The organism is Paenibacillus sp. EKM301P (genome assembly GCF_011800295.1).
GTDB lineage: Bacteria > Bacillota > Bacilli > Paenibacillales > Paenibacillaceae > Paenibacillus > Paenibacillus polymyxa.
This window is the reverse complement of the sequence record NZ_JAALFM010000001.1, coordinates 60,157-84,795: the sequence shown is the minus strand read 5'-3', so window position 1 is coordinate 84,795 and position 24,639 is coordinate 60,157. Positions and strand designations below refer to the sequence as shown.

Below are 24,639 nucleotides of genomic sequence, written 5' to 3'. Positions count from 1 at the left end.
GCAAAATATAATTTCTAATGATCATACTTATGTGTTGAGCGCACTAATGAATGGAATAATCGTTATGCCCTTTGACGGGCATATCATTGCTACGGCTCTGCTTGCCGGGTCCACGCTTTTGGAAGGTCGTGTGCAGCAGATGGTGCGATACATGACCTAGCGGCTCACCCAGAAATTCATCGTACAGCTTGATGATAAAAGGGTTCTCATGCGATTTGCGCACCTGAGATGCAGCATCGTGTCCATAGATGGACGATTTACGTGCACGATAAGCATCGATTTTTTGTTTCTCCAACATGAGCTTGGGTTGCCCTCCTCCGCTGATACAGCCGGCTGGACAGCCCATGACCTCAATAAAATGGTAATCACATTCACCCGCCTGCACACGATCCAGGAGTTGGTAGGCATGCTGGAGTCCAGCGACGACCGCCACCTTGAGCTGCAGCTCGCCTACCTGTACCTCTGCTACTCGAATGCCTTCCTCGCCACGGACAAAATCCAGCTGGAGCTTGGGCAGCTTCTCATTCGTCAGCAGCTCATAGCCTGTGCGGATGGCAGCTTCCATAACTCCTCCAGTTACCCCAAAAATAGTGCCTGCGCCTGAATATTGTCCTAGCGGTGCATCAAATTCTTCATCAGGCAGGTTCATAAAATCAATGCCGCGCTGCTTGATCCAGTATGCCAGCTCACGCGTGGTCAGCACCTCATCCACATCACGATAACCGTCGGATTCCATTTCGGGACGATCGCATTCAAATTGTTTGCAGGTACATGGCATGATCGCGACGCTGTAAATATTCGCAGGTTCCACCTCATCCAGCTGTGCACCATAGGTCTTGATCAGCGCTCCCACCATTTGCATTGGCGATTTGCAGCTGGATAGATGGTCTAGCAGATCGGGGTATTCAATCTCGGCAAAACGGACCCAAGCTGGACAGCAGGATGTGAACATCGGCAGCGGTCCACCCTCGGTTACGCGGCGAATCAGCTCAGTGCCTTCTTCCATGATGGTTACATCAGCTCCGAAATTCGTATCATATACTCGATCAAAACCGAGGCGACGAAGGGCAGCGGCCATTTTGCCGGGCGTCAGGGTACCAAACGGCATACCAAATTCCTCTGCGAGTGACACGCGAATGGCTGGGGCGCACTGCACGATTCGAAGCTGTCCTGGCTTCTTCATCATGTCAGCTACCTTATTCAGGTTATAGCTATAATAGGCAGCAAATAGCGGTTCGCCGATGTCGGCAGGCATATCGCGTTCACGTATACGTTCCTGTCGTCTGATGGCGGCTGCCTGTGGAGATGAATCTGCCCAATCTGAGGCGTATACGCTGCATATTTGCACACATTGACCGCAAATAACACAGCGGTCTGCGTTCACGGTTTGAGGTTCTCCAGGCAGTCCCTCTATGGCATCTACCGGACAAACACCCGCACAGCGTCTGCATCCAGTGCAGAGCGTTGGGTCAATATGAATGACGGGGTCTGTAGAATCAGACGTCCTCATACAAGGAGGCGAAGAGATCTTGTCTGTTGTTGACATGTTTTTCTACCTTTCTGCGGCTGATTTTGACCTTACAGGCGTGGGAAAAAGACTTCCCGCCGAGGCTCTGGAGGCGAGTCGGATATACCATTGGCCAGCCGTAGCACATGATTTGGACAGGCTTCTACACAAGCAGGCTGTCCGTTCTCTGTTTCCGCGCACAGATCGCATTTGCTTGCCGCAGTGCGGGGAAGCGCGGTTCGATTTGCACGGTGAGTCAGGCCGGACTGCGTGATAACGTGCCCGGCTCGATAGACTGGAGACACCTCGATTGCCCCGAAGGGGCAGGCCAATACACAGGAGGTGCAGCCGATGCATCGTTCCTCATCAATCATGACTACGCCGTCCTCCTGACGAATGGCCTGCACCGGGCAGGCATGTGCACAGGGGGCATTCTCACAATGCCGGCATTGCACTGGCACGTACGTATCCCCAGCTCGCACCACATACACCTTGGGCACCACAGGCACGCTGACGGTTCCGATCGAAGCGCCTATGCCGCTCGCCTGACCGTGAACGGCAAAGCACGCCAGTTCACAGGCTTTGCAGCCAATACATTGCCCGCCATCCGCAACGACGAAAGAGGAGGCAACAGCACTTGTTCTATTGGCTGAACCCATTCTGCTCGTCGAACGGTTCAGCGTGTTTCGTACGCCGCTCATCTTGTCACCTTGTCAGCTAGAACGGCTTCCTGGACGTTCATCTGTCTACGAATCTTTTGGTACGATTCATGTACATCACGTTCAGCCTGCGCTTGGTCGGCAATCCGTTCCAACCGGATGGCGCAGTATTTCAATTCTGGGGTTTTGGATACCGGATCGAGAAAATCGGCGGTTAACTCGTTACATGCTCCGACCCACCAGTGATAGGTCATGTAGGTCGCACCTTGTTGCACACGGTCGCTAATTTGTGCCCGCGCCATGATGCGTCCCCGACGGGAGGAGATGGCAACAATTTCGCCATCCAGAATATTCAGATCTGCTCCGTCTTCTGGGCTAATCTGAATAAATCCAGGCTCATCAGACAACTGGCGTAATGCACGGCAATTCCCAGTCATCGTACGCACCGAATAATGGCCTACCTCACGGACTGTAGATAAGACAAGCGGGAATTTTGCATCCGGCTGTTCTTGCGGCGGACGCCATTCGCAGGCGAATAATCGTCCTTTACCACTAGGTGTGGAAAATTGATTGCCTTTGTACAAATACGGTGTACCTGGATGATCCTCTGTAGGGCAGGGCCATTGCACGCCGCCTTGTTCCTCCATTTTCTGGTAGCTGGCACCAGCGAATAAAGGACTGAGGCTTCGCATTTCATCCCAAATTTCCTCTGTGTTCGCATAGGACATAGGGTAGCCCATGGCGGTAGCAACCTCACTAATGATGGCCCAGTCAGGCTTTACATCACCTTGCGGCTCGACGGCCTTACGGATACGCTGAAAGCCCCGATCTGCCGAAGAATACACCCCGTCATGCTCGCCCCAAGAGGTAGAAGGGAGGATGACATCCGCATGCAGCGCCGTTTTGTTCATGAAAATATCCTGCACCACGACAAATTCCAATTGTTCTAGCGCTTCACGCAGCTCGGCAGCGTTCGGATCACTCTGTACAGGGTCTTCGCCGAAAATATAATAAGCCTTCAGCTTGTTCTCTTTCAGGATGAGATGCGGTACTTCTGTAAGTGAATATCCTTTTTTACGCGGTAGCTCAACACCCCATGCTTTTTCAAACTTTTTGCGAACTGCGGTGTCAATGACATCCTGGTAACCAGGATACACATTAGGTAATGCACCCATGTCGCAGGAGCCCTGAACATTGTTTTGTCCACGTACAGGTCCAATACCTACATTTGGCTTGCCCAGATTTCCGGTCAGTAGGGCAAGGGAAGCAAGCCCTTTTACCACATCAACAGCCTGTGAAAATTGACATACGCCCATTCCGTACAGAATTGTAGCGGTAGGAGCCTTGGCATATTCCCTCATAGCCGCCCGAATGTCAGCCGCCTTGACACCTGTGATGCCTTCTGCATATTCGGGCGTATATTTTTTAATGCTATCTACGTATTCGGCAAAGCCTTCTGTGTTTGCTTCCACATATCTTTTGTCGTACAGCCCTTCATGCACTAGCACATGACCAAAAGCGTTCACCAAAGCCATGTTCGAGCCGCCTTTTAGAGGTAGCCACATATCTGAAATGCGTCCAGTTTCAGTCATGCGTGGATCACAAACAATAATTTTGGCACCTCTTTGCTTGGCAGCTACAATGCGTCTTGCGACGATTGGATGCGTTTCGGGTGCGTTGTATCCAAATACGAAAATGAGATCAGAGTGTTCAATTTCAGGAATAGAGTTGGACATAGCTCCATCCCCGAGCGAGTAAGTCAAACCTGCTACAGAAGGGCCGTGGCATACACGAGCGCAATGATCAATATTGTTGGTGCCAATGACTGCCCGCATGAACTTTTGCATGACATAATTGGCTTCATTTCCCGGACCGCGCGCGGAGCCCGTCCCCATGATAGAGTCAGGTCCATACTTTTCCTTAATTGCTGACAGTCTTTCGGCAGTATACTGAATGGCTTCATTCCACTCCACTTCCTCCATGACTCCATTTTTGCGAATCATGGGCTTGCGCAAGCGTGCAGTCAGAATCTGTGGATCATTCAGAAAATCCCACCCATAATGTCCTTTCAAACACAATGTTCCTTCATTTGTACGACCATTAGCCGGCTCTGCGCCAATTACCTGTCCTTTGTCCACTAGCAAATGAAGCTGACAACCGCTTCCGCAGTAAGGACATACTGTTAATACCTTGTCTGCCATGTGTGCAGCACCTCTTTTTATATGAAATAGATGAAACTCGTAACATGAAAAAAAGCCAATACAAAAATGCCGCTTCACGCTGCATCCTGTACTGGCTTATCCGCGAGCGAGGAGATAATCTCCTTCCCGCTAATCCAACCGGGGTATGTGTTGTAGTTCAAGAGTAATGATAATATGTCCGTCTCCATGGACGGAGGGGCAGACCTCCCAAGTGTAAGTGAAGGGACTGCCAAGTGTTTTTTCGGCTTCCCTCATAAACTCCTTTTCCAGATAAGGACGAAGGACGTTCCAGTAATCACTGACCTTTTCCACAGCGCCTTCATGAACGAGAATTTCGGACAGATTAGACAAAGTACCCTGGATCTCTACTGTAACTCGGAGTGGTGAGTTGAGAGAAACCTTAACGTTGTCCGGTCCTTTTCCTCGGTAATGCTTGACAATACATACGGCCAGCTTCCTGATGCGCTCACGGTATTCCAATTCGGTATTCAACATCTGGACACTCCGCTTCGAATCAAAATAAAGGCGTACTTGCCGCACATGCCAGACAGCCTCTGTAGCTAATTTAGAAAAGGAAGTAGACGTCCCAACCAAAATGGTCTGCCCAGCACGGCGTATCACTCTTCTATGGTAGAACAGGTTGACCCGGAAAGATGTGAAATTCATTACACCTAACCAAAATTTTACATAGTTTAGATTGGAGATAGGTGTGCTGGGAATTTAGCGAGCGAGGAAATCTACACACTAGCAAATACATTGACCGAGGAAAAGTATGGATGATATAATCAAAAAAGGAAAAATCATTGGGTATTATTGAGCCGTATTTAAATGGGCTTTTCTAAGTGCTAATTTTGTAAGCGCGTACAATGATTATTTTCCCTACATAACACGGAGGAGGCGATCAATAGATTCATTTTATCCAAATAAGTGTCTTTCTTTTTTTTTTGTTTTTATGCAACCGGTTGCACGATCTACCCACTAAATTTTATCAGGAGGGTGTTAACTTGCTAAGAAAAAAAACAGGGAGTTTTATTTCTTGGTTGATTATATTGTCGCTTTGCTTGAACTTCTTCGGTTTACCTAGTGGTGCTTCGGCCAGCAATACCGATTATACAGCAACCTATATGAATTCCACAGTGAATGCTCTTCCATCATCGGCTGCTACTTCTACCGTTAGTGCAACATATGCACCTTTAGCAACACCTACAGCAACTCAAAACGGATTAACGGTTCACTTTAAGAAGCCTTCAAACTGGAATTCAACAATTCGAATCCATTACTGGAATTTGAATCCGTCAACCGTTCCGATTAGTGGGGCGTGGCCAGGAATTCTGATGAAGTCGGACGGAAACGACTGGTATAGCTATACCATTGCCGAGGCGACAGGCTCAAGTCTCGTTTTTAATGACAGTAGTGGCAAACAGACGGCCGACTTGTCTCGCAGTGTGAAAGAGGGTTGGTATTACACGGATAATGTATGGTATGATGCCAACCCGGAAACTCCAAAAATTCCGGCGGTTTCCATCTCTCCCGTGCCGAAAACATACGATTCGACTCAAACGGTAACGCTTTCCAGCACCAACAGTAGCGACAAGATTTATTATACGGTAGACGGTTCGACACCTACGACCTCCTCGACCTTGTATACCACTCCAATTCAGGTTGCTTCCTCTTTGACTATCAAGGCCATCGCCGTCAATTCAATCGGTCAAACCGGAAATGCATCCTCTTTCGATTATGTAATTGACCTGAATGCCGATCTGCAAGCTCCGACAATCACAGCGAATTTGCCTGCCGGGCATTCCGGTTCCTCTGTGACTGTATCCTTCAACCTGAAAGATAACAAGGCGGCAACGACCAAGGCATACTACACGGAGGATGGTACGGAACCGACCACAAGCTCAAAAGTCTACATCCTCGGTAACGCATTGGCCGGATTGACCGGACCATCCATCCTTATCTCCAAGACCACGACATTAAAATTTCTTGTTATAGACGGTGCTGGAAATCAAACCAAACAGAGCTTTGTTTATAATATTGGAGACAAAGGTGATTTTCGGGAAGACACTATTTACTTCGTGATTACTTCCCGGTTCTATGACGGTGATCCAAGCAACAATGTGCACGCATGGGATGATGCCAAGGCGCGTAATCCAGATTCAGACCCTGCTTGGAGAGGAGATTTTAAGGGGCTGATTCAGAAACTCGATTATATCAAAGCCCTCGGATTTAGTGCCATCTGGATTACACCTGTTGTGCAGAATGCCAGCGGTTATGATTATCATGGTTACCATGCTATAAATTTTGCCAAAGTAGACCCAAGGTATGAATCGGCGGGAGCTTCTTATCAGGATTTGATCAATGCGGCCCATGCCAAAGGGCTGAAGGTCATTCAGGACATCGTCGTCAATCATACCGGCAATTTTGGTGAAGAGAATCTGTACCCCATGTTTAGGAAAGATCCGGCTAAACCGGATACCGGTAACAACTTGGTGAAAACTACGGATAAGCTGCCGCCAAACTATGATTCCATGACACCCGATCAGCAGTATCAGGCAAGGCTCGCTCTAATGAAGAATACGGAAACGAACAATAACATTTACCATACAGAGAAAAGTCTTTCCTGGGAATCCTATACTGTTCAGACTGGTCAGATAGCGGGAGATTGCGTGGATTTGAATACAGAAAACCCTGCAGTTAACAAATATTTAATTGATACTTACAATCACTATATAGACATGGGTGTGGACGCTTTCCGTGTCGATACAGTGAAGCATGTGAGCCGGTATATTTTCAATAAATACTATATTCCTGCCTGGAAGACAAGAGGAGGCTCGGATTTCTATGTTTTTGGAGAAGTAGCCACCCGGTACAGAGATGTTTGGAACAGCGGAATTCCAGCGATCTCAACACCATTCTATACTTGGAAGGCTTCAAAATCGTATCCGGGCGATGGGAAAAATGACTATGCCTCTAATAAAATGTCGGTTGAACAAGAGTGGGCGGATAACTCTACTACAGCAGGACAGCCAACCTCGAACAATGCTTTCTTAATCGGCAATACCTATCATACACCTGACTATTCGAGGAAATCGGGCATGGATGTGATTGATTTCCCGATGCATTGGGCATTCAAGACCGCGCATGAAGCCTTTAATATGAGAAGTGGCGACCAATACTATAATGATGCTACGTGGAATGTAACCTATGTCGACTCGCATGACTATGCGCCTGATCAGGCTCCGGAAAATCAAAGATTTGCGGGCACACAAGACACTTGGGCCGAGAATCTCGATCTGATGTTCACCTTCCGCGGAATACCCGCCATCTTCTATGGCTCCGAAATCGAATTTCAAAAGGGGGCAGTCATTGATCCGGGTCCAAACGCACCGCTAAGCAAAACGGGACGGGCTTATTACGGGGATCACATAGAAGGCAGTGTTATGGTACAAGATTATGGCAAATACACAAACGCTACTGGCACGCTTGCGGAATCACTGAACCATCCTCTGGCGAAACATATCAGACAGCTAAATTTAATTAGAAGAGCTGTTCCTGCCTTGCAAAAAGGCCAGTATTCTACAGAGAATGTAACGGGCAATCTTGCGTTTAAAAGAAGATATACCGACAGCGCCAAAGGCATTGACAGTTTTGCGTTGGTCACGATTTCAGGTAATGCAACATTTTCCGGGATTCCGAACGGAACCTATGTGGATGCAGTGACCGGTGATTCCAAAACCGTTACGGATGGCAAAATCACCTTGACTTGCTCCGGTAAAGGAAATGCAAGGGTATATGTATTGAATGGCAGTGGTGGAATTGGAGAAACGGGAACCTATTTGAAGTAAACTGTCAGCGGAGGTTGACGTTGTACGATATGGAGAAACACTGAATCTCAAGGTTTAACAGAAAACTATAATGATATAAAAATAGAGTCATACCAAAGGTCGAAAGGAAAAATAACCCTCGGCCTTTGGTGTGTTAATCTTCCAAGATACATAGCTCTCGGGGCAAATGTTGGTTAGAAAACTAGGGGGATATATTTTTCTATCCTACCAACTTCACTCCCTGCCTCAATATTTTCTCTAGCACACTTATAGGTCAAGACTATCACTTCTATAGATATCATATCTTAGACCAATCAGACACGTCGTGGTATATTGTTGACATCCAAGAGAGAGCCGTACAGCTTCTCTCCACTAGGTTCGAAAAACACAGGGGTGAATATTGATGAGTAAAAAAACCATGTTCGAGAAAATTTGGGATAACCATGTCATCTATCAGGAAGCGGGCAAGCCGAGTATTTTGTACATTGATCTTCACCTCGTACATGAGGTAACTTCGCCGCAGGCGTTTGAAGGACTACGTCTTAGCGGGCGCAAGGTGCGTCGTCCAGAGCTCACGTTTGCCACAATGGATCATAATGTACCGACAAAAGATCGTTACAACATTACGGACCCGATTTCCAAGCAGCAGATTGATACATTAACTCAAAATTGCCGCGATTTCGGTGTCACACTATATGATCTGGATACGGTGGATCAAGGTGTCGTTCACGTTATGGGGCCTGAACTGGGTCTGACTCATCCGGGAAAAACGATTGTGTGTGGTGATAGCCATACCTCCACACACGGGGCGTTCGGAGCGCTCGCTTTTGGTATCGGAACTAGTGAGGTAGAGCACGTATTGGCAACGCAATGTCTCCAGCAAGCAAAAGCAAAAACGATGGAAGTTCGTTTCGTAGGGCGTCGCAAACCTGGTGTGACGGCAAAGGACATGATTTTGGGTGTCATCGCCAAATACGGTACAGATTTCGCTACAGGCTATGTTATTGAGTACACAGGTGAGTCCATCCGCGAGTTGAGCATGGAAGAGCGCATGACAGTGTGTAACATGTCCATTGAAGGCGGAGCCAGAGCAGGTATGATTGCACCGGACGAAACGACCTTCAACTACTTGCGTGGACGCGAGCATGTGCCGCAAGGAGCTGCTTTTGAGCAAGCAGTTGCTGAGTGGAAAGCACTTGTCACCGATGAAGGCGCCGAGTTTGATGTTGTGCTGGAGTTTGACGTAGATGCTTTGATACCGCAAGTAACCTGGGGCACCAGTCCGGGTATGGGGACTGATATTTCCTCAACCGTACCCATTCCGGCAGAATTGCCGACAGAAAACGAACGTAAAGCAGCTGAAAAAGCGCTTGAATATATGGATTTGAAGCCAGGTACACCGATCACGGATATTGCGATTGACTACGTGTTTATCGGCTCCTGTACCAACGGTCGGATTGAAGATTTGCGCGCTGCGGCCGAGGTAGCCAAAGGCTACAAGGTTTCTGACAAAGTCACGGCAATCGTCGTACCAGGTTCGGGTCGTGTGAAGATTCAGGCTGAAGAAGAAGGACTGGACGTCATTTTTCAAGAAGCAGGATTTGAATGGCGCGAAGCGGGTTGCAGCATGTGTCTTGCGATGAATCCAGATGTGCTTCAACCGGGACAGCGTTGTGCGTCAACTTCTAATCGCAACTTTGAAGGTCGTCAGGGACGCGGAGGACGTACTCACCTTGTATCTCCAGCAATGGCAGCCGCTGCGGCGATTCATGGACATTTTGTTGATGTACGGGATTGGAAATTCAAGCAGGAAGAAGTTGTCCGCTAGGATACGGAGGAGGAATTAACGATGGAAGCTTTCACAACTTTAAAAGGAATTGTAGCGCCTGTGGATCGGGTGAACGTGGATACGGATGCTATTATTCCTAAGCAATTTTTGAAACGAATCGAGCGCACAGGCTTTGGGCAGTTTTTGTTCTATGAGTGGCGGTTTGATGAAGCGGGCAATATTAATCCTGAATTTGAACCGAACAAGCCTCGTTATGCAGGGGCATCTGTTCTGATCTCTCGCGCCAACTTTGGTTGCGGCTCCTCCCGTGAGCATGCGCCGTGGGCAATCATGGACTATGGGTTCCGTTGTGTAATCGCACCGTCTTTTGCAGATATCTTCTATAATAACTGTTTTAAAAACGGTATTTTGCCGATCAAGCTGTCTGAAGAGCAAGTAGAGGAATTGTTCCAGCGCACGGCGAAGCATGATAATTACCAATTAAACGTAGATCTGAATGAAAAAACGATCACTGACGATTACGGTCTGCGTATTGAATTTGATCTGGATGAACATCGCCGTCAATTCCTGCTGCAAGGCTTGGATGATATTGGCTTGACCCTCCAGCATGAGTCTGAAATTCTGGCTTATGAGCAAAAACGTGCTGCGAAACAAGGAGCATAATGTTCATCTCCAGTCCAGCTTCATTATGAAGAAATATAGTTGATTTATTTGATAGACAAACAGCCCGTACTGGCAACTCTTTTGCCTGCGGGCTTTTATCATGTTTAGAAAATAAATTGGTAAATAAGGGGTTGACGGTTCGACTCATCATGGTATTGTAAATGTAAAATGGTTGAAGGACTATGTCTGTAAGTAGCACAAAAAATACATATATAAGTTAGGGGAATGAGGATGAAGAAATATGGTTGGGTGATACTAGCGGCTATTTTGATTTGGTTGTGGCCGTCCTCCCCTCATGTGAATGCGGCTGGAGCAGAATTGTTTTTGGATGGCAAAAGGGTGGAAGCGCCTGCAGATGCCAAGCCTGAAATGGTCAATGGTAAAGTCATGGTACCGCTCAGGGTGGTTGGGGAGCAGCTTGGATATCAGTTTAAGTGGGAACCTCAAGCCTATAAAATTTCAATACAAAAAAACAGTACCGATATGTCTATGTATGTAGGCCGTACATCGGCTGATGTGAACGGAAAAACAGTTAGTTTGGATGCACCACCTGTGCTGCGAGGCAGCTCGACCATGGTTCCATTGCGTTTTGTTGGGGAGCAAATGGGGTTAAAGGTGGATTGGAATAATGAAAATAAATCCGTAAATCTCAGTCAGAAGACTGCAACTCAACAAGCGAATAAACAGTCTCAATCCCAACAACCGTCGCAAACGTCAACACAGAGTCCAAAAAGCACAAATAAAACGTCTACAGCCACAGCGACGACAATAAATCCAGTTGAAGCAGACAAGCATACGGAAGTCGTACCATCAACATCCAAGGAGCAAAATGTAGAACAGACCACTGCAAATGCGGTGCTTGTACAAAACATTTCTTTTGAGAGTGAAACGCTAAAGATTTCTCTGAACAAAGATCTAACTCCTAAAGTATCCAAAATGACGGGACCTGACCGTATAGTTGTAGATTTACCGGAGGCTTCACTGTCGGCAGATCTTCTCCAGTCGTTCCCGGTTCGCAAGGATGGCACGCGGGCGTTGACAATTAGTGACAGTGAGGATGTACAGGAAATCAGATTTGCTCCTGCAGATGGAACAAAAGGAGGAGCACGTATTGTCATTGCTTTGAATCAGACACGTGATTACGATCTTTCGACTAATGGCGTAGGCGATATCACCCTTCAGTTGCGTGAACGTAGTGTGAATCCAGAGATAGTAGCACCAACGTATGTCGAAGGACGGCGAATCGTCGTAATTGATCCAGGACATGGTGGTAAGGACCCTGGAGCAGGCAGTGTGACTGGACGACATGAGAAGGAATTTACATTGGCTGTAGCGTTAAAGGTCCAGCAGCTTGCCCAAAATGATCCTGACATTCAAATTGTATTGACTCGCAATGGAGATACGTATCCTACACTGGATGAACGGCCACAGCTCGCTAATAATCAACAGGCCAGCGTGTTTGTTTCCATTCATGGTAACAGTATGCCGACCTCCAATAACGGAAAAGCTAATGGGTCTGAAACCTATTATGCACGTCAGGAAAGTTTAAGCCTGGCCACGATCATGCATAAGCATCTTGTAGCAGCAACTGAGTTTAAGGATAACGGCATTAAGGTGGCAAACCATGTGGTGACAAGAAAATCACAAATGCCTGCTGTACTGTTGGAATGTGGCTACCTTAGTAATCCGTCTAATGAAGCGGCCATGTTCACAGAAGAAACACAGCAGAAGATTGCCGAAGGTATTGTCGATGGCCTGAAGGAGTACCTTGGAACAGGCACAGGAATAACTGAAACATTCAACTAAGAAGGCGTGCAATAAAAGCTATTTTTTCACCTTTTGATGGAAATTCATGAGGGTGAAAAGTAGCTTTTTTATTTTACGGACCGTGACTTTTGACGGGAAGCGAATGGTCCATATTTTTAGTCAAAATTCGACAAAAATAGTTCTTTGGCACGTATATTTCTGTTATGATGGAATATATTCGCAACTTTTGGTGTGAGATAACGTCTATAAGGTTGTCTGATATTACATAAGCGCGTATATCAGGTCGCCGCACCGGAGCATGTGGCAAAAAAATTATGAATGGAAGGGTGACGAATGAAGAAATTTGGTTTTTTGTTGTTATTATTTGTCTTCATGTGGGCGGTTCCGGGTTATGGACATGCGGCTTCGAGTGGAACACAAATCTATCTCGACGATCAACAGTTAAGTGTCCCTAGTGGTGCTAAGGCACAAGTAATTGGCGGAAGTACGATGGTTCCGCTACGCGTAATTTCTGAAAATTTGGGATATGACGTGACATGGAAGCAGCAGGCGCGAACCATAACGATTGAGAAGGACAGTACCTCGATCCGAATGATAATCGGAAGTAAGACGGCGACTGTCAATGGAAGCGACATTAGTCTGGATGCTTCGCCTCTGCTGCGTTCCAATTATGCCCTTGTACCGCTTCGTTTTATCGGCGAGCAAATGGGACTGGACGTAAAATGGGACAGCAGCTCCAAGTCCGTAAAATTATATACCCGCAGTAGTGGGTCTGGAAACGGGGAATTTACACCTCCCAAGTCCGGAAATAACAGTACAGGTACAGGAAGTGTAACTGCGCCAACCAATAATGCCAGTTCAGGTGTGACACAGGTGCAGGGAGTCAGTTTCAGCCAAAACCGTTTAACGATCACAACAGCAAGTGCCGTCAAGCCGAAAGCGTTTACGATGACAGGCCCCGATCGGGTAGTGGTAGATTTGCCAGCGACTGCGTTTGCAGACAATTTCGGAGATCAGCAGAAGCTGGATAGCAACTTAAATGGTTCGTTGGACATTGAGAATGAAGCGGATGTGTCCGGTATCCGATATGCTTTATTCCAAAAGGAACCATCAACGGTGCGCGTTGTTATTGATTTGAAACATGCCATGAATTATACCGCATATAATGATGGATCGAATCGTGTTATCGTCGATCTGGCCTCCAAGGATTCAGTGAATACAACGCCAGATGCAACGTTACCGGATGGGTCACAGCCTGATGACACACAGACATCCCCGGTTAACAGCAATGGTAAAAAGGTCGTTGTTATTGATGCTGGACATGGAGCAAAAGATTCCGGGGCAGTTGGTATTTCGAGAAAAAATTATGAAAAGACCTTCAACCTGGCGATGGCCCTGAAAGTAGAAAGCATATTAAAACAAAACCCCAAACTTGAGGTTGTGTTAACACGTAGCGATGATACATTTTTGGAGCTTAAACAGCGCGTAAAAGTGGCTGAAAATCTTAAAGCCAACGTGTTTGTGTCCATTCATGCTAACAGTAGCGGTAGCTCAGCTTCCAACGGCACAGAGACGTATTACCAGCGTAGTGCAAGCAAAGCGTTCGCCAACGTTATGCATAAGTACTTTGCTCCTGCGACGGGTCTGACAGACCGAGGCATTCGTTATGGGAATTTCCATGTAATTCGGGAAACGACGATGCCAGCTGTTTTGCTTGAAGTAGGATATCTGAGTAATGCAAAAGAGGAAGCAACACTGTTTGATGAAGATTTTCAAAACCGGGTGGCTCAAGGGATTGCAGATGGAATCACAGAGTATCTCGACGTAAAATAAATCTTCAACAAATCGCTTGCCAACGTCAAGTAAGGAGGGGGACAGACATATGAACAAAAAAATCGTAATTGCAGGTCTGCTGGCACTATTTGCCATTGCAGGTGCAGGGTGTGCCTCTAAGCAAACATCGGCTCCTGCGACTCCATCTCAGGAAACACAAACTTCAGCTGCACAAAATAGTACACCCGAACAGACGACCCCTGATCCATCAGCTCAGTCTGCTGAAAATAATGGAGCGAGTCAAACACCTGCATCTCCGTCGACGGAGCCTACAAAGACCAAGACAGACACGGAAAAGTCAGGAGATCGTCAAACACAGCAGATCACGGTGTACTACACGGATACACAAGAGAACGGCTTAAAAGAACAGAAAAAGGAAATTACCTATCCAAGCGAGCTGGAAAAATTCCAAAAAGCGTTTGAAGCTCTACAAAAGAGCGGTGATTCTGCTCTGGTTCCATTGTGGTCCGAGAAAATTACCGTGCATAAGATCAAATTGGATAACGGTGCATTGACCTTTGATATTTCCCTGCCGGATGAGGCTCGATTGGGAGCTGGCGGTGAGGAATTGGCTATCGATGCCTTGAAGCAAACGATGTTCCAATTCAAGGAAGTCAAAACGCTGGATTTGCTCGTAGATGGTCAATCTCTAGAGTCCTTAATGGGACATGTAGATTTGGAGCATCCTATGAGCCGCTAATCGATCAGACTGTATGAAAATTTCTTGGGAATTTACACACTTTTCACGTGCAATCTGTGACAGATAATGATAATATAGGAGTGTATTTCTCGCCTATGCAGGCAGTCATGCACAAATAGTATTCGTTTCTTTCCGGATGATTATTTAGAGTGACCGTCTTGATGCGGGCTATCCCGTATCAAGACGTTTTTTTTGCTAGGAGGTAGGATTTCCGTGAATGCAGCAACCGCACGTCATATATTGGACACCATCGGTACGATGTTTCCGGATGCCCATTGTGAGCTGAACCATGACAATGCTTTTGAATTAACGATTGCCGTGTTATTGTCTGCTCAATGCTCCGATCAGATGGTCAATAAAGTAACGGCAGACCTGTTTCAAAAATACAAGTCACCTGAGGATTATTTGGCAGTTCCTCTTGAGGAACTGGAGCAGGATATTCGTAGAATCGGCTTGTACCGAAACAAGGCCAAGCATATTCATAACCTCTGCCGGATTTTAATAGACCAGTACGGGGGAGAGATACCTTCGGAGCATGATCAGCTGGTCAAGCTACCTGGTGTTGGCCGCAAGACGGCTAATGTCGTAGTATCTACTGCCTTTGATGTACCAGCTATTGCGGTAGATACGCATGTAGAGCGCGTTTCCAAACGGCTCGGCTTTGCAGGGTGGGATGATTCAGTGCTTGAGGTGGAAAAAAAGCTGATGAAAAGGGTACCTAGGGATGAATGGTCTGTGACCCATCACCGACTCATTTTTTTCGGACGCTACCATTGCAAAGCTCAAAACCCTCAATGTCAGGTATGTCCATTGCTTGATGTGTGCAGGGAAGGCAAGAAACGTATGAAAACGTCTCTTATCAGAAAAGATAAGAAACGTAGAGCTTAAAGACCCGAATGACCTATAAAGGTAATAGAGGGTTTAACCATTTATGTGTAGAAAAGGATGAAGAGTAATGAAGTGCATTTCGGTATATACAGACAATTTTGAGGCGTTCTCCGATATTTTTGAGCAAATTGTAACAACAGAGTTTGCTGAAAACGAAGAGCGCGAGCTAGAGGGAATCACAGTTAGTCATTCTGGTGATGTACCCGAGCATTACTTGGAGCGTATGTCACAAAAGCCAGAAGTGGTTGTAATGAAGGATAAATCCCGTGGGATTACGATTTTACAGCATGGTCAAGTATTTGAAATTTTGCTGCCAGTGCTTGAGACTGCAGCTAATTAAGTGCAATTTGCGGACGACATGCGTTGCATGTTCCGGTGTAGGCGGCTCGGCTGGTCTAACCAGCCTGTAGGCGCATATTAACACAAACCTTGAAGAACGTCATAAAACGCTGGATATGGACGATTTCACATGTTTAAATATGAAATCTTCAATTACATTTTCAGAGGAGTTTCTTAAATGAGCATTTATGATTATTCAGCCATTGCGATGAACGGTAAGGAGATTGTCCTTAGTGATTATAAAGATAAAGTAGTGTTGATTGTAAATACGGCCAGCCAGTGCGGATTTACATTTCAATATCAGGATTTGCAGCGTCTATATGATCAATTTAAGGATAGAGGCTTGGTGATTCTCGGTTTTCCATGCAATCAATTTGCCGATCAAGAGCCGGATTCCAATGAAAGTGTGCAAACATTTTGTACTCTGAATTATGGTGTCGCGTTCCCTATGTTTCAAAAGGTGAATGTACGTGATGAGCAGGCTCACCCGTTGTTTACATATCTTGCTTCGTCGTTGCCCTTTGAGGGCTTTGATGAAACGCATTCGGTTGCCAAAATACTTATTCCTTTAATTCATGAGCGTCATCCTGAGTACTTACCAGGAGATTCGATCAAATGGAATTTCACGAAATTCCTGATTGATCGGAACGGGAAAGTGATCAAACGATTTGAAGCAACGACTGACCCTCTGGATATGGAAGAATATATTGAAGCATTACTGTAATGATCTGTTTTGGATATTATTAATAAACTTATGGTTTCCATTTACAAGAACAGCGTTCCCGAAAGCCAGGTACAGGCAGGGAGCGCTTTTTTAGTTTTTTTAATGTGATGATTCTCACAGTGGCTTAGGAATGCTACAATATAGCTATTTGGTGCAGATAAGACAAGGAGTGAAACCGTAGCTTATGATGCAAACGATTACAGGAGACGCAGAAAAGTGGTTGAATACGATAGAACAAATACAGGATACCTTGCGTAAAGCGGGGGATGAAACGGGAGCGAAGGCAGTAGGGGATTTGCTGGAAAAAGCGCATGCACAAGAGCTGACCATTGCCTTTTGCGGACACTTTTCAGCAGGTAAATCGAGCTTGATTAACAGCCTGTGCGGTAAAACCGTGCTGCCATCTGGACCGGTACCTACGAGTGCTAATGTAGTGTCCATCCGTCATGGACGTTCGAGAGCGCTTATTCATCCAGCCCGATCGGCAGAAAACCCGGAGCCGGAAATCGTGGAAGCTTCCCTATCTGAACTTGCTGAGTATTGTAAAAATGGTGGGGCCTATGAATCCGTTGAAGTATGGGAGGATATCCCGATATTATCTGGCGGAGGAGTGCTGCTGGATACCCCCGGCGTAGATTCCACAGACCACGGACACGCGATGGCGACGCATTCAGCTTTACATTGGGCTGATATTGTTTTTTATGTGATGGACTACAATCATGTCCAATCTGAAAATAATTTGTCCTTTGCCAAAAGTTTGTCGGATTGGGGCAAGCCGTTATATTTGATCATCAATCAAATCGATAAGCACCGAGAGCGGGAGCTATCATTTTCACGTTATCGTAATGAGGTGGAAAGCAGCTTTCATGCCTGGCAGGTACATTACACGGACATCCTGTTTACTTCCTTGAAGGAGCAAAATCACCCCTGGAACCAGTGGGAACAGTTGACGTGCTTAATTCCGAAACTGCTGGAGCGCAAAGCTGAGCTTTTGGCTTATAGTTTAGTGTCCTCTATGCACCATTTGGTAGATCAGCATGTGGAGACAGTGCAGGCTGCTGAAGAAGAGGAACTGAACGTACTGCTCAAAGAAGCAGGTGGAGAAGAAGCCATTTTGCGCCTGGACATAGAGCAGAAAACCTTGCAGCAAGAAGATGAACACTGGAGGATGCTTCCAGAACAGGAGCATAAACGGCTGCGTCAAGAGCTGGATCATCTATTAGAACACGCTCACCTCACGCCTGCGGAGCTACGTGAAGCGGCTGGCGAATATTTAGAGAGCCGTAAGCCGGGCTTTAAAACAGGGTTATGGTTTGCCGGAGGCAAGACAGAGCGAGAAAAGGAGCGCCGTTTGGATCGGCTGGCAGAGATGCTGGCTGATCAGGTGGAGGGACAGCTGTTGCCTCATGTGCGTGAGTTACTGAGGTCATGGGGAGAAGGCCAAGGTTTGTGGACCGCTGCGATGGAGCAGGAGCTGGATGACATCCGCCCTGTAATGGATCGGCAACTGGTAGAGCAGACAGTAAAGGAAAATGCTTTGTCTCCTGAGTACACGTTGAACTATTGCAAGGACCTACGCGCTGCGGTGACCGCTGATTGCCGCCGTAAGGCGTTGGCGCTGGTAGACCGCCTGCTGGCCCAGCTTGCGGTTCGGGCCAACTCCCACCGTGAGGCTCTCGCGGATGCGCGCACAGCGTTGCTGGCGCAGGCGGACGCGGCGGGCCGCTACAGCACTCGCGTGCAAGCCTCAGCTTCGCACGCCGACCTGCTGCGTAGCTTGCTGCCGCAGGCTTCCGCGCCTGGCGGGTTGCCCCGAGTGGGCACGCCTGCTCCTGCGGCTGAGACCGCCGCTGCTGCCCCGACAGATACGGCATCAACAGGTGCCGTGCGTCCAGACATTGCTGGCTCGCGCAACGGATCGGTGCGGTCACAAGCAAGCACGACTACAGCGCGGTCTGCCGCCGGGGGCCGCCGTACGCGACTGGATGCAGCAGCGACACGATTGAAGGCCGCCGCTGCATTAATAAGCCCGTACCCTGCCATGCAAGCGGCTGTTCGGGATTTACATGCGCGTGCCGCTGCACTGGAGGGCGGGCGCTTTACATTGGCGCTATTCGGAGCGTTCAGCGCCGGGAAGTCCAGCTTTGCCAACGCTTTGTTAGGCGAAGCGGTGTTGCCCGTATCGCCGCATCCGACGACAGCGGCGATTAACCGCATTATGGCGCCTACAAGTCATGAGCGCCATGCCACGGCTGACGTCTACATGAAATCAGTGGACGCATTACGGGAAGATCTTAAATACTCTTTTCGGTTATTAGGATTGGGAGAGCCAGCGTCCGTGGGCTGGCAAGAAGCCGTAAATGCGTTATCACCGGAAGGCATTCATCCTGCGGGAAGGCCTCATTACAGTTTTTTGAAGGCTGCAGCAGCTGGATGGGAAGAAGCTGAAAGCTTGCTGGGAAAAGAGCTTGAGGTGAATCTAGAGCAATATCGAGATTTTGTTGCATCCGAGCGCAAGTCATGCTTCGTCGAGCATATCGACCTTTATTATGATTGCGCTTTGACTCGTCAGGGCATCGTGCTAGTAGATACGCCAGGTGCCGATTCTGTGAATGCGCGGCACACGGGCGTAACTTTCAATTATATGAAGCATGCAGACGCCCTTGTATTTGTGACATATTATAATCATGCGTTTACACAAGGGGACCGACAGTTCTTGAATCAATTGGGCCGAGTCAAAGAGACATTGGCGCTGGATCAGACATTTTTTATTGTCAACGCATCTGATTTGGCTTCTTCTGAAGAAGAATTACATTCTGTGACTCAGCATGTACAGGAACAACTTCAAGCGAACGGAATCCGCAAGCCGCGTATTTATCCGCTTTCCAGCATGCTGGCGTTGGAAGCAGCCGAGCGGGGAGAGGTTTCGCTGCGTTCAGTTTCACGGTTTGATGCGTTTGAAGATGATTTTTCGGCATTTGCAGCCGAAGAGCTGGCAGGTTTGTCCATTGCAGCTGCTATGCAGGAGCTGGGACGGCTGCGGAACCGAATAGAACAACATGCTGCTGATGCTCGGTACAGCGCTGAAGAGCGAGAGATCCGAATAGAGCAATTAAATCGAATCCGTAGGGAGCTGGAGGAGGTGCTCCTTGGTTCGACTGGTAGCAATGGTGGATCTGTGTTGTCGGACGAAACCGATGAACTGCTGTATCATGTACGTCAAAGGTTAGCCTACCGAACGGGTGAATTTATGGCAGAAGCGTTTCATCCATCTGTTCTGCGTGAAGGAGTAGGTGATCTTCGTTCGGCTTTTGCATCTTGTGGTCGTGAACTGATGCGATTGATCGAACTGGAGCTGTCTCAGGAATTGCTAGCAACCACACTCAGACTGGAAAAAACCGGGCAAGCTTTAGTGCGTAAGGCTATCCAACAGTGCGTAGATCACATGAACCATCAGTTGAATGGATTAGATTGTACAGTTCCTGAATTCAGAGAATGGGCTGTTCCCGAACTGATGGATATTTCCTTGCAGGAGTCCATTCAGTGGAAGGATTATTGGAATAGCTTTAAAAATCCAAAGCTATTTTTTGAAGGGACGGGGCGTGCGAATTTACAAACTAGACTGGAGCCCATATTACGCCAGCTAATCGGGGAAGCTGTGGATCAGCAGCGAGAACGATTGTCTTCTTTTTACGTTGCTATGATGCAAGAGGAACAAACGTGGCAGAAAGCACAGCTACGAGAGGAAATGCAGGAGACTACTCGTGGCATGGAGCATGCACTTAAGGGCGGTGAGGAGCCACAAGTTTGGGAAGAGCTTGCTGGTCAGCTCGCGAATTTAGAGTCCATATAAATATGTTCACGATTGCTTTAAGGTCAGGACACCGGGTTGCGGGACAATCCGGTGTTTTGAGCATACTTCAAAAAGAAAGGAAAACTGAGGAAATAGCCATATTCAATGATAAGAAAGCGATTTAATTTGTCTAATCACCTACCAATTGGGAACCTGCCTGAAAACGGCCCATTATCCTCTTTGCCGCCTTGGAACCCGGATGGTAAACTTCACTAAGCCATATAACAACGTCGTGCAACTAATGGAGGGACTTGACATGGAAGTGCTCAGGCAACTGCAAGTTTTTTTTCGAGAGAGGAGACATTATCTATTTCTTTCCATTCTATGCCTTGCGATAGCGACGGCCTTGGGACTGGTGTATCCGAACCTGCTCCAACGGCTCATTGATAACGCTATCATTCCCGGCGACTTCGAGAAAGTTCCGGTTCTGGCTCTGACTGTACTGGGAGTCGTGATCATCAAAGGGTTTATGCAATTTTTACATGGTTTTTTTGGTGGACGGCTAGGTAACTACTTGGCGTATCGACTTCGCAATGCCTGTTACGAAAAGCTGCAATTTCTATCCTTCAGATATTATGACACTGCCAAAACGGGGGATCTTATGTCCCGTCTGACTGGTGATTTGGAGGCGATCCGCAACTTTATCGGGTTTGGCTTTGCGCAACTCCTCAATGTGCTACTGATGGTCGTATTCGGCTCTATCATGATGCTGTATATTAATTGGCAGCTCACCCTCTTTACGATGATCAGCATGCCATTGCTACTCTTCGTCACATTCAAATTTGAATCACGGATTCATCCCACCTTTCAGGAAATGCGAATTGCTCTCAGCGCCCTGACAACAGCGGTACAAGAAAATATTACAGGTGTGCGAACCGTTAAATCTTTTGCTCGCGAATCCTATGAAGTTGAAAAATTCTCCGTACGTAATGAGCAGTACAAGAGCAACCAGATTCAGGCTGCTTCCTTATGGAGTCGATTTTTCCCCGCGATGGAACTGATTGCCTCGGTCAGTGTGGTTCTTCTCCTGGGGATGGGTGGATATCTGGTTATACAGAAGTCAATGACCTTGGGGCAACTCGTCGCCTTCTTTAGCTTAATTTGGTATATTATCGGTCCCATCTGGAGCATTGGCTTTCATATCAATAACTATACGCAGTCCAAAGCTTCCGGTGAAAGGGTTTTGGAGTTGCTAAACCAGTCTGTAGATGTAACTGATGAAGCTAATGCACTTACACTCAACGCCGATCAGGTGAAGGGACATGTGACGTTTGAACATGTTACCTTTGCTTACGGAAATAAGCTACCTGCTGTTGTTGACATCAATCTGGATGCGCCACCGGGATCGGTCATTGGGATTTTAGGAGGAACAGGGTCCGGGAAGTCGACCATAATTCAACTACTCATGCGAGCCTATAATGTGAATGCAGGCAGCATCAAGCTGGATGGGACGGATATACGTCATTTGAAAATTCGTGATTTACGTGCTCAAATTTCTTCCGTGTTTCAGGAGACGTTTCTGTTCTCGTCCTCCATACGCAACAATATTGCATATGGATTAAGTCATGTCAGTATGGATGACATCATACGCGTTTCCAAGCTGGCTCAGGCGCATGAATTCATCACTGAATTACCGCTGGGCTACGATACTGTCGTTGGTGAACGTGGATTGGGACTGTCTGGAGGGCAAAAACAACGGATCGCCATTGCGCGTGCACTACTCAAAAATCCAAAAATTCTGGTTCTGGATGATGCTACCAGTGCGGTCGACATGGAGACGGAGCATGAAATTCAGTCCGGTTTTCAAGAGGTTATGCGTGGACGCACAACGTTTATTATAGCTCACCGAATCTCCTCGCTTCGTCATGCCAATGAAATTGTGGTGCTTGAGGAAGGACGAATCGTCCAACGTGGAACACATGAACAGCTCATTGCTACTCCAGGTCCATACCAAGATGTGTATCATATTCAATACGCCGATTACATAGCGGAGGCTCCAGGCGGTGTATCCGAAGGACAGGTGAGACCATGAATATTCCAGTAGAAAAAGCCAAACCGTTAAAGAAGCCGACCAATGAGCGCTTTGTCTATCAAGATGATGAGATTATTGATAAACCGTTTAACTGGGCGGAATTCAAACGTTTGCTAGCATACATGAAACCTTATGCCCGTCAGATTCTGCCGATTCTTCTGGTCATGATGATTCTAGGCACGATTACTAAGCTGACGGTTCCATATTTGATCAGTCTGGCTATTGACAAGGCCATTGCTCCTGCATCGCCTGCACTACCTAGCGTAAAGTTATTGTTGCTCATCACGGGTGCCGTGCTCTTGTTATATTTAATCCAATGGGCAGCCAGCACGTACCGTATTAAATTCACCAATATTATTGGTCAGCGGGTTATTTACGATTTGCGTGAAGATTTGTTCAAGCATATTCAGAAGCTTTCCTTCAACTTTTTTGATAAAAGACCAGCGGGTTCTGTATTAGTACGTGTAACGAATGACATTAACTCGCTACAGGATTTATTTACGAATGGTGCAGTGAACGTCCTGATTGACTGCGTACAGCTTTTCGGAATTATTGTCATTTTGCTGCTTATTAACTGGAAGCTCGGTTTGGCAGTGATTGTGACTGTTCCGATCATGTTTTTGATTTCGACCAAGCTGCGAGTACGCATCCGTCGCGCCTGGCAAGAAGTACGCATGAAGAACTCGCGTATCAATTCTCATTTGAATGAATCTATTCAGGGAATTCGTGTGACACAAGCGTATACGCAGGAGCAGGAAAACATGGCTTATTTCGACGATATGAACAGCTCCAGTAAAAAATCGTGGGATAAGGCTTCTGCCATGAATCAGGTCTTTGGCCCACTTATTGATATTACCGGAGGATTAGGTACGCTTGTGCTGTTCTGGTTTGGAGCGCATTTAATTCAGACAGATCAGCTGACGGTGGGTTTGCTGGTTGCATTTGCCAACTATGTAGGGAACTTTTGGGAGCCGATTAATCGGCTAGGTCAAATGTATAATCAGCTACTGGTTGCGATGGCTTCGTCAGAAAGAATTTTTGAATTCATGGATGAACAGCCGAATATTGCAAACAAACCAGGAGCAAAAGCCTTGCCGCCTATTCGGGGTGATATTCAATTTGATAAAGTCATTTTTGAATATGAAAAGGGACGTCAGGCGCTTAAAGGTATTAATCTTTCTGTCAAGGCAGGTCAATCTATAGCGCTTGTAGGTCATACTGGATCAGGTAAAAGTACAATTATTAATTTGCTCAGCCGTTTTTATGACATTACGTCAGGGCGACTTACTATTGACGGTTATGATGTGCGAGATGTCACAGTGGAGAGCTTACGCAGCCAGATTAGCATCGTGCTTCAGGATACATTTATTTTTTCGGGAACGATACGTGATAATATCCGATTTGGCCGTTTGGATGCAACGGATGAGGAGATTGAAGCGGCTGCGAAGGCGGTCAATGCTCATGAATTTATTGTTCATTTGCCAGATGGCTATGAAACAGAGGTAGAGGAGCGTGGGGGGATGCTGTCCATGGGTCAGCGCCAGCTCTTATCCTTTGCCCGTGCCTTACTGGCTAATCCGCGAATTCTTATTCTGGATGAGGCCACAGCCAGCATTGATACAGAAACGGAGTTGAAAATTCAGGAGGCCCTTCAGGTTCTATTGAAAGGCAGAACTTCTTTTATGGTCGCTCACCGTTTGTCCACCATCCGGAATGCTGATCATATCGTTGTACTGGACCATGGGGAGATCCAAGAAAGTGGTAATCATGAACAATTGATGAAAAAACATGGAATATATCGGGGGCTGGTGGAAGCACAGTTCAGATTTTTGTAAAAAAAAGATCAAAAAATCGCGT

The 24,639-nt window shown here is 47.0% G+C and carries 16 protein-coding genes; 12 read left to right on the top strand and 4 right to left on the bottom strand.

The annotated features are described in order from the left end of the window. Window positions 1-43: 43 nt before the first annotated feature. The 4 genes from HFD99_RS00355 to HFD99_RS00340 form a co-directional block, all read right to left on the bottom strand. Window positions 44-1,546: a [FeFe] hydrogenase, group A gene (locus HFD99_RS00355; protein WP_225164766.1), complete on the bottom strand. Its 1,503-nt coding sequence runs from the start codon at window positions 1,544-1,546 to the stop codon at window positions 44-46. A gap of 32 nt (window positions 1,547-1,578) precedes the next feature. Beyond that, complete coding sequence (locus HFD99_RS25585; protein ID WP_269204148.1) at window positions 1,579-1,968, bottom strand: 4Fe-4S dicluster domain-containing protein; 390 nt, start codon at window positions 1,966-1,968, stop codon at window positions 1,579-1,581. A 236-nt stretch (window positions 1,969-2,204) separates the two neighbouring features. Continuing rightward, window positions 2,205-4,367, bottom strand: a complete 2,163-nt coding sequence (fdhF, locus tag HFD99_RS00345; protein WP_016822143.1) for a formate dehydrogenase subunit alpha — start codon at window positions 4,365-4,367, stop codon at window positions 2,205-2,207. 129 nt (window positions 4,368-4,496) lie between these two features. Further along, window positions 4,497-5,033, bottom strand: coding sequence for a hypothetical protein (locus tag HFD99_RS00340; RefSeq protein WP_225164765.1), 537 nt, complete (start codon window positions 5,031-5,033; stop codon window positions 4,497-4,499). A gap of 338 nt (window positions 5,034-5,371) precedes the next feature. Here HFD99_RS00340 and HFD99_RS00335 point away from each other — a divergent pair, with 338 nt between their 5' ends. The 12 genes from HFD99_RS00335 to HFD99_RS00280 all read left to right on the top strand — a co-directional run bounded on the left by HFD99_RS00335 (window position 5,372) and on the right by HFD99_RS00280 (window position 24,617). Further along, window positions 5,372-8,215, top strand: a complete 2,844-nt coding sequence (locus HFD99_RS00335; protein WP_025365093.1) for an alpha-amylase family glycosyl hydrolase — start codon at window positions 5,372-5,374, stop codon at window positions 8,213-8,215. A gap of 382 nt (window positions 8,216-8,597) precedes the next feature. Further along, window positions 8,598-10,022 carry a 3-isopropylmalate dehydratase large subunit gene (gene leuC, locus HFD99_RS00330; protein ID WP_017427582.1) on the top strand — a complete coding sequence of 475 codons (1,425 nt, stop codon included), beginning with the start codon at window positions 8,598-8,600 and terminating at the stop codon, window positions 10,020-10,022. A 21-nt stretch (window positions 10,023-10,043) separates the two neighbouring features. After that, the gene (gene leuD, locus HFD99_RS00325; protein WP_016822140.1) at window positions 10,044-10,646 is read left to right on the top strand and encodes a 3-isopropylmalate dehydratase small subunit; all 603 of its coding nucleotides are present in this window, start codon (window positions 10,044-10,046) and stop codon (window positions 10,644-10,646) included. 231 nt (window positions 10,647-10,877) lie between these two features. Next, window positions 10,878-12,452, top strand: a complete 1,575-nt coding sequence (locus tag HFD99_RS00320; protein ID WP_025365092.1) for an N-acetylmuramoyl-L-alanine amidase family protein — start codon at window positions 10,878-10,880, stop codon at window positions 12,450-12,452. A 294-nt stretch (window positions 12,453-12,746) separates the two neighbouring features. Beyond that, window positions 12,747-14,246 carry an N-acetylmuramoyl-L-alanine amidase family protein gene (locus tag HFD99_RS00315; RefSeq protein ID WP_017427585.1) on the top strand — a complete coding sequence of 500 codons (1,500 nt, stop codon included), beginning with the start codon at window positions 12,747-12,749 and terminating at the stop codon, window positions 14,244-14,246. Window positions 14,247-14,295: 49 nt separating this feature from the next. Next, window positions 14,296-14,946 carry a GerMN domain-containing protein gene (locus tag HFD99_RS00310; protein ID WP_025365091.1) on the top strand — a complete coding sequence of 217 codons (651 nt, stop codon included), beginning with the start codon at window positions 14,296-14,298 and terminating at the stop codon, window positions 14,944-14,946. A 213-nt stretch (window positions 14,947-15,159) separates the two neighbouring features. Next, entirely contained in the window at window positions 15,160-15,834 is a 675-nt protein-coding gene (gene nth / locus HFD99_RS00305; protein ID WP_025365090.1) for an endonuclease III, read from the top strand. A gap of 67 nt (window positions 15,835-15,901) precedes the next feature. Next, window positions 15,902-16,174: a hypothetical protein gene (locus tag HFD99_RS00300; RefSeq protein WP_013310628.1), complete on the top strand. Its 273-nt coding sequence runs from the start codon at window positions 15,902-15,904 to the stop codon at window positions 16,172-16,174. A 177-nt stretch (window positions 16,175-16,351) separates the two neighbouring features. Further along, window positions 16,352-16,897 carry a glutathione peroxidase gene (locus HFD99_RS00295; RefSeq protein WP_019687820.1) on the top strand — a complete coding sequence of 182 codons (546 nt, stop codon included), beginning with the start codon at window positions 16,352-16,354 and terminating at the stop codon, window positions 16,895-16,897. A 184-nt stretch (window positions 16,898-17,081) separates the two neighbouring features. Beyond that, window positions 17,082-20,750 carry a dynamin family protein gene (locus HFD99_RS00290; protein ID WP_025365089.1) on the top strand — a complete coding sequence of 1,223 codons (3,669 nt, stop codon included), beginning with the start codon at window positions 17,082-17,084 and terminating at the stop codon, window positions 20,748-20,750. A 256-nt stretch (window positions 20,751-21,006) separates the two neighbouring features. Beyond that, window positions 21,007-22,782, top strand: a complete 1,776-nt coding sequence (locus HFD99_RS00285) for an ABC transporter ATP-binding protein (RefSeq protein ID WP_019687817.1) — start codon at window positions 21,007-21,009, stop codon at window positions 22,780-22,782. Further along, window positions 22,779-24,617: an ABC transporter ATP-binding protein gene (locus HFD99_RS00280; RefSeq protein ID WP_025365088.1), complete on the top strand. Its 1,839-nt coding sequence runs from the start codon at window positions 22,779-22,781 to the stop codon at window positions 24,615-24,617. The genes HFD99_RS00285 and HFD99_RS00280 overlap by 4 nt, the downstream gene beginning before the upstream one ends. The last annotated feature ends 22 nt before the right edge of the window (window positions 24,618-24,639 follow it).

Excerpts from the sequence above, each read along its gene's own strand:
- HFD99_RS00295 (WP_019687820.1), top strand. The coding sequence starts at position 16,352 with ATGAGCATTTATGATTATTCAGCCATTGCGATGAACGGTAAGGAGATT.
- leuD (WP_016822140.1), top strand. The coding sequence starts at position 10,044 with ATGGAAGCTTTCACAACTTTAAAAGGAATTGTAGCGCCTGTGGATCGG.
- fdhF (WP_016822143.1), bottom strand. The coding sequence starts at position 4,367 with ATGGCAGACAAGGTATTAACAGTATGTCCTTACTGCGGAAGCGGTTGT.
- leuC (WP_017427582.1), top strand. The coding sequence starts at position 8,598 with ATGAGTAAAAAAACCATGTTCGAGAAAATTTGGGATAACCATGTCATC.
- HFD99_RS00315 (WP_017427585.1), top strand. The coding sequence starts at position 12,747 with ATGAAGAAATTTGGTTTTTTGTTGTTATTATTTGTCTTCATGTGGGCG.
- HFD99_RS00285 (WP_019687817.1), top strand. The coding sequence starts at position 21,007 with ATGGAAGTGCTCAGGCAACTGCAAGTTTTTTTTCGAGAGAGGAGACAT.
- HFD99_RS00310 (WP_025365091.1), top strand. The coding sequence starts at position 14,296 with ATGAACAAAAAAATCGTAATTGCAGGTCTGCTGGCACTATTTGCCATT.
- HFD99_RS00280 (WP_025365088.1), top strand. The coding sequence starts at position 22,779 with ATGAATATTCCAGTAGAAAAAGCCAAACCGTTAAAGAAGCCGACCAAT.
- HFD99_RS00340 (WP_225164765.1), bottom strand. The coding sequence starts at position 5,033 with ATGAATTTCACATCTTTCCGGGTCAACCTGTTCTACCATAGAAGAGTG.
- HFD99_RS00290 (WP_025365089.1), top strand. The coding sequence starts at position 17,082 with ATGATGCAAACGATTACAGGAGACGCAGAAAAGTGGTTGAATACGATA.
- HFD99_RS00355 (WP_225164766.1), bottom strand. The coding sequence starts at position 1,546 with ATGTCAACAACAGACAAGATCTCTTCGCCTCCTTGTATGAGGACGTCT.
- HFD99_RS00320 (WP_025365092.1), top strand. The coding sequence starts at position 10,878 with ATGAAGAAATATGGTTGGGTGATACTAGCGGCTATTTTGATTTGGTTG.
- HFD99_RS00300 (WP_013310628.1), top strand. The coding sequence starts at position 15,902 with ATGAAGTGCATTTCGGTATATACAGACAATTTTGAGGCGTTCTCCGAT.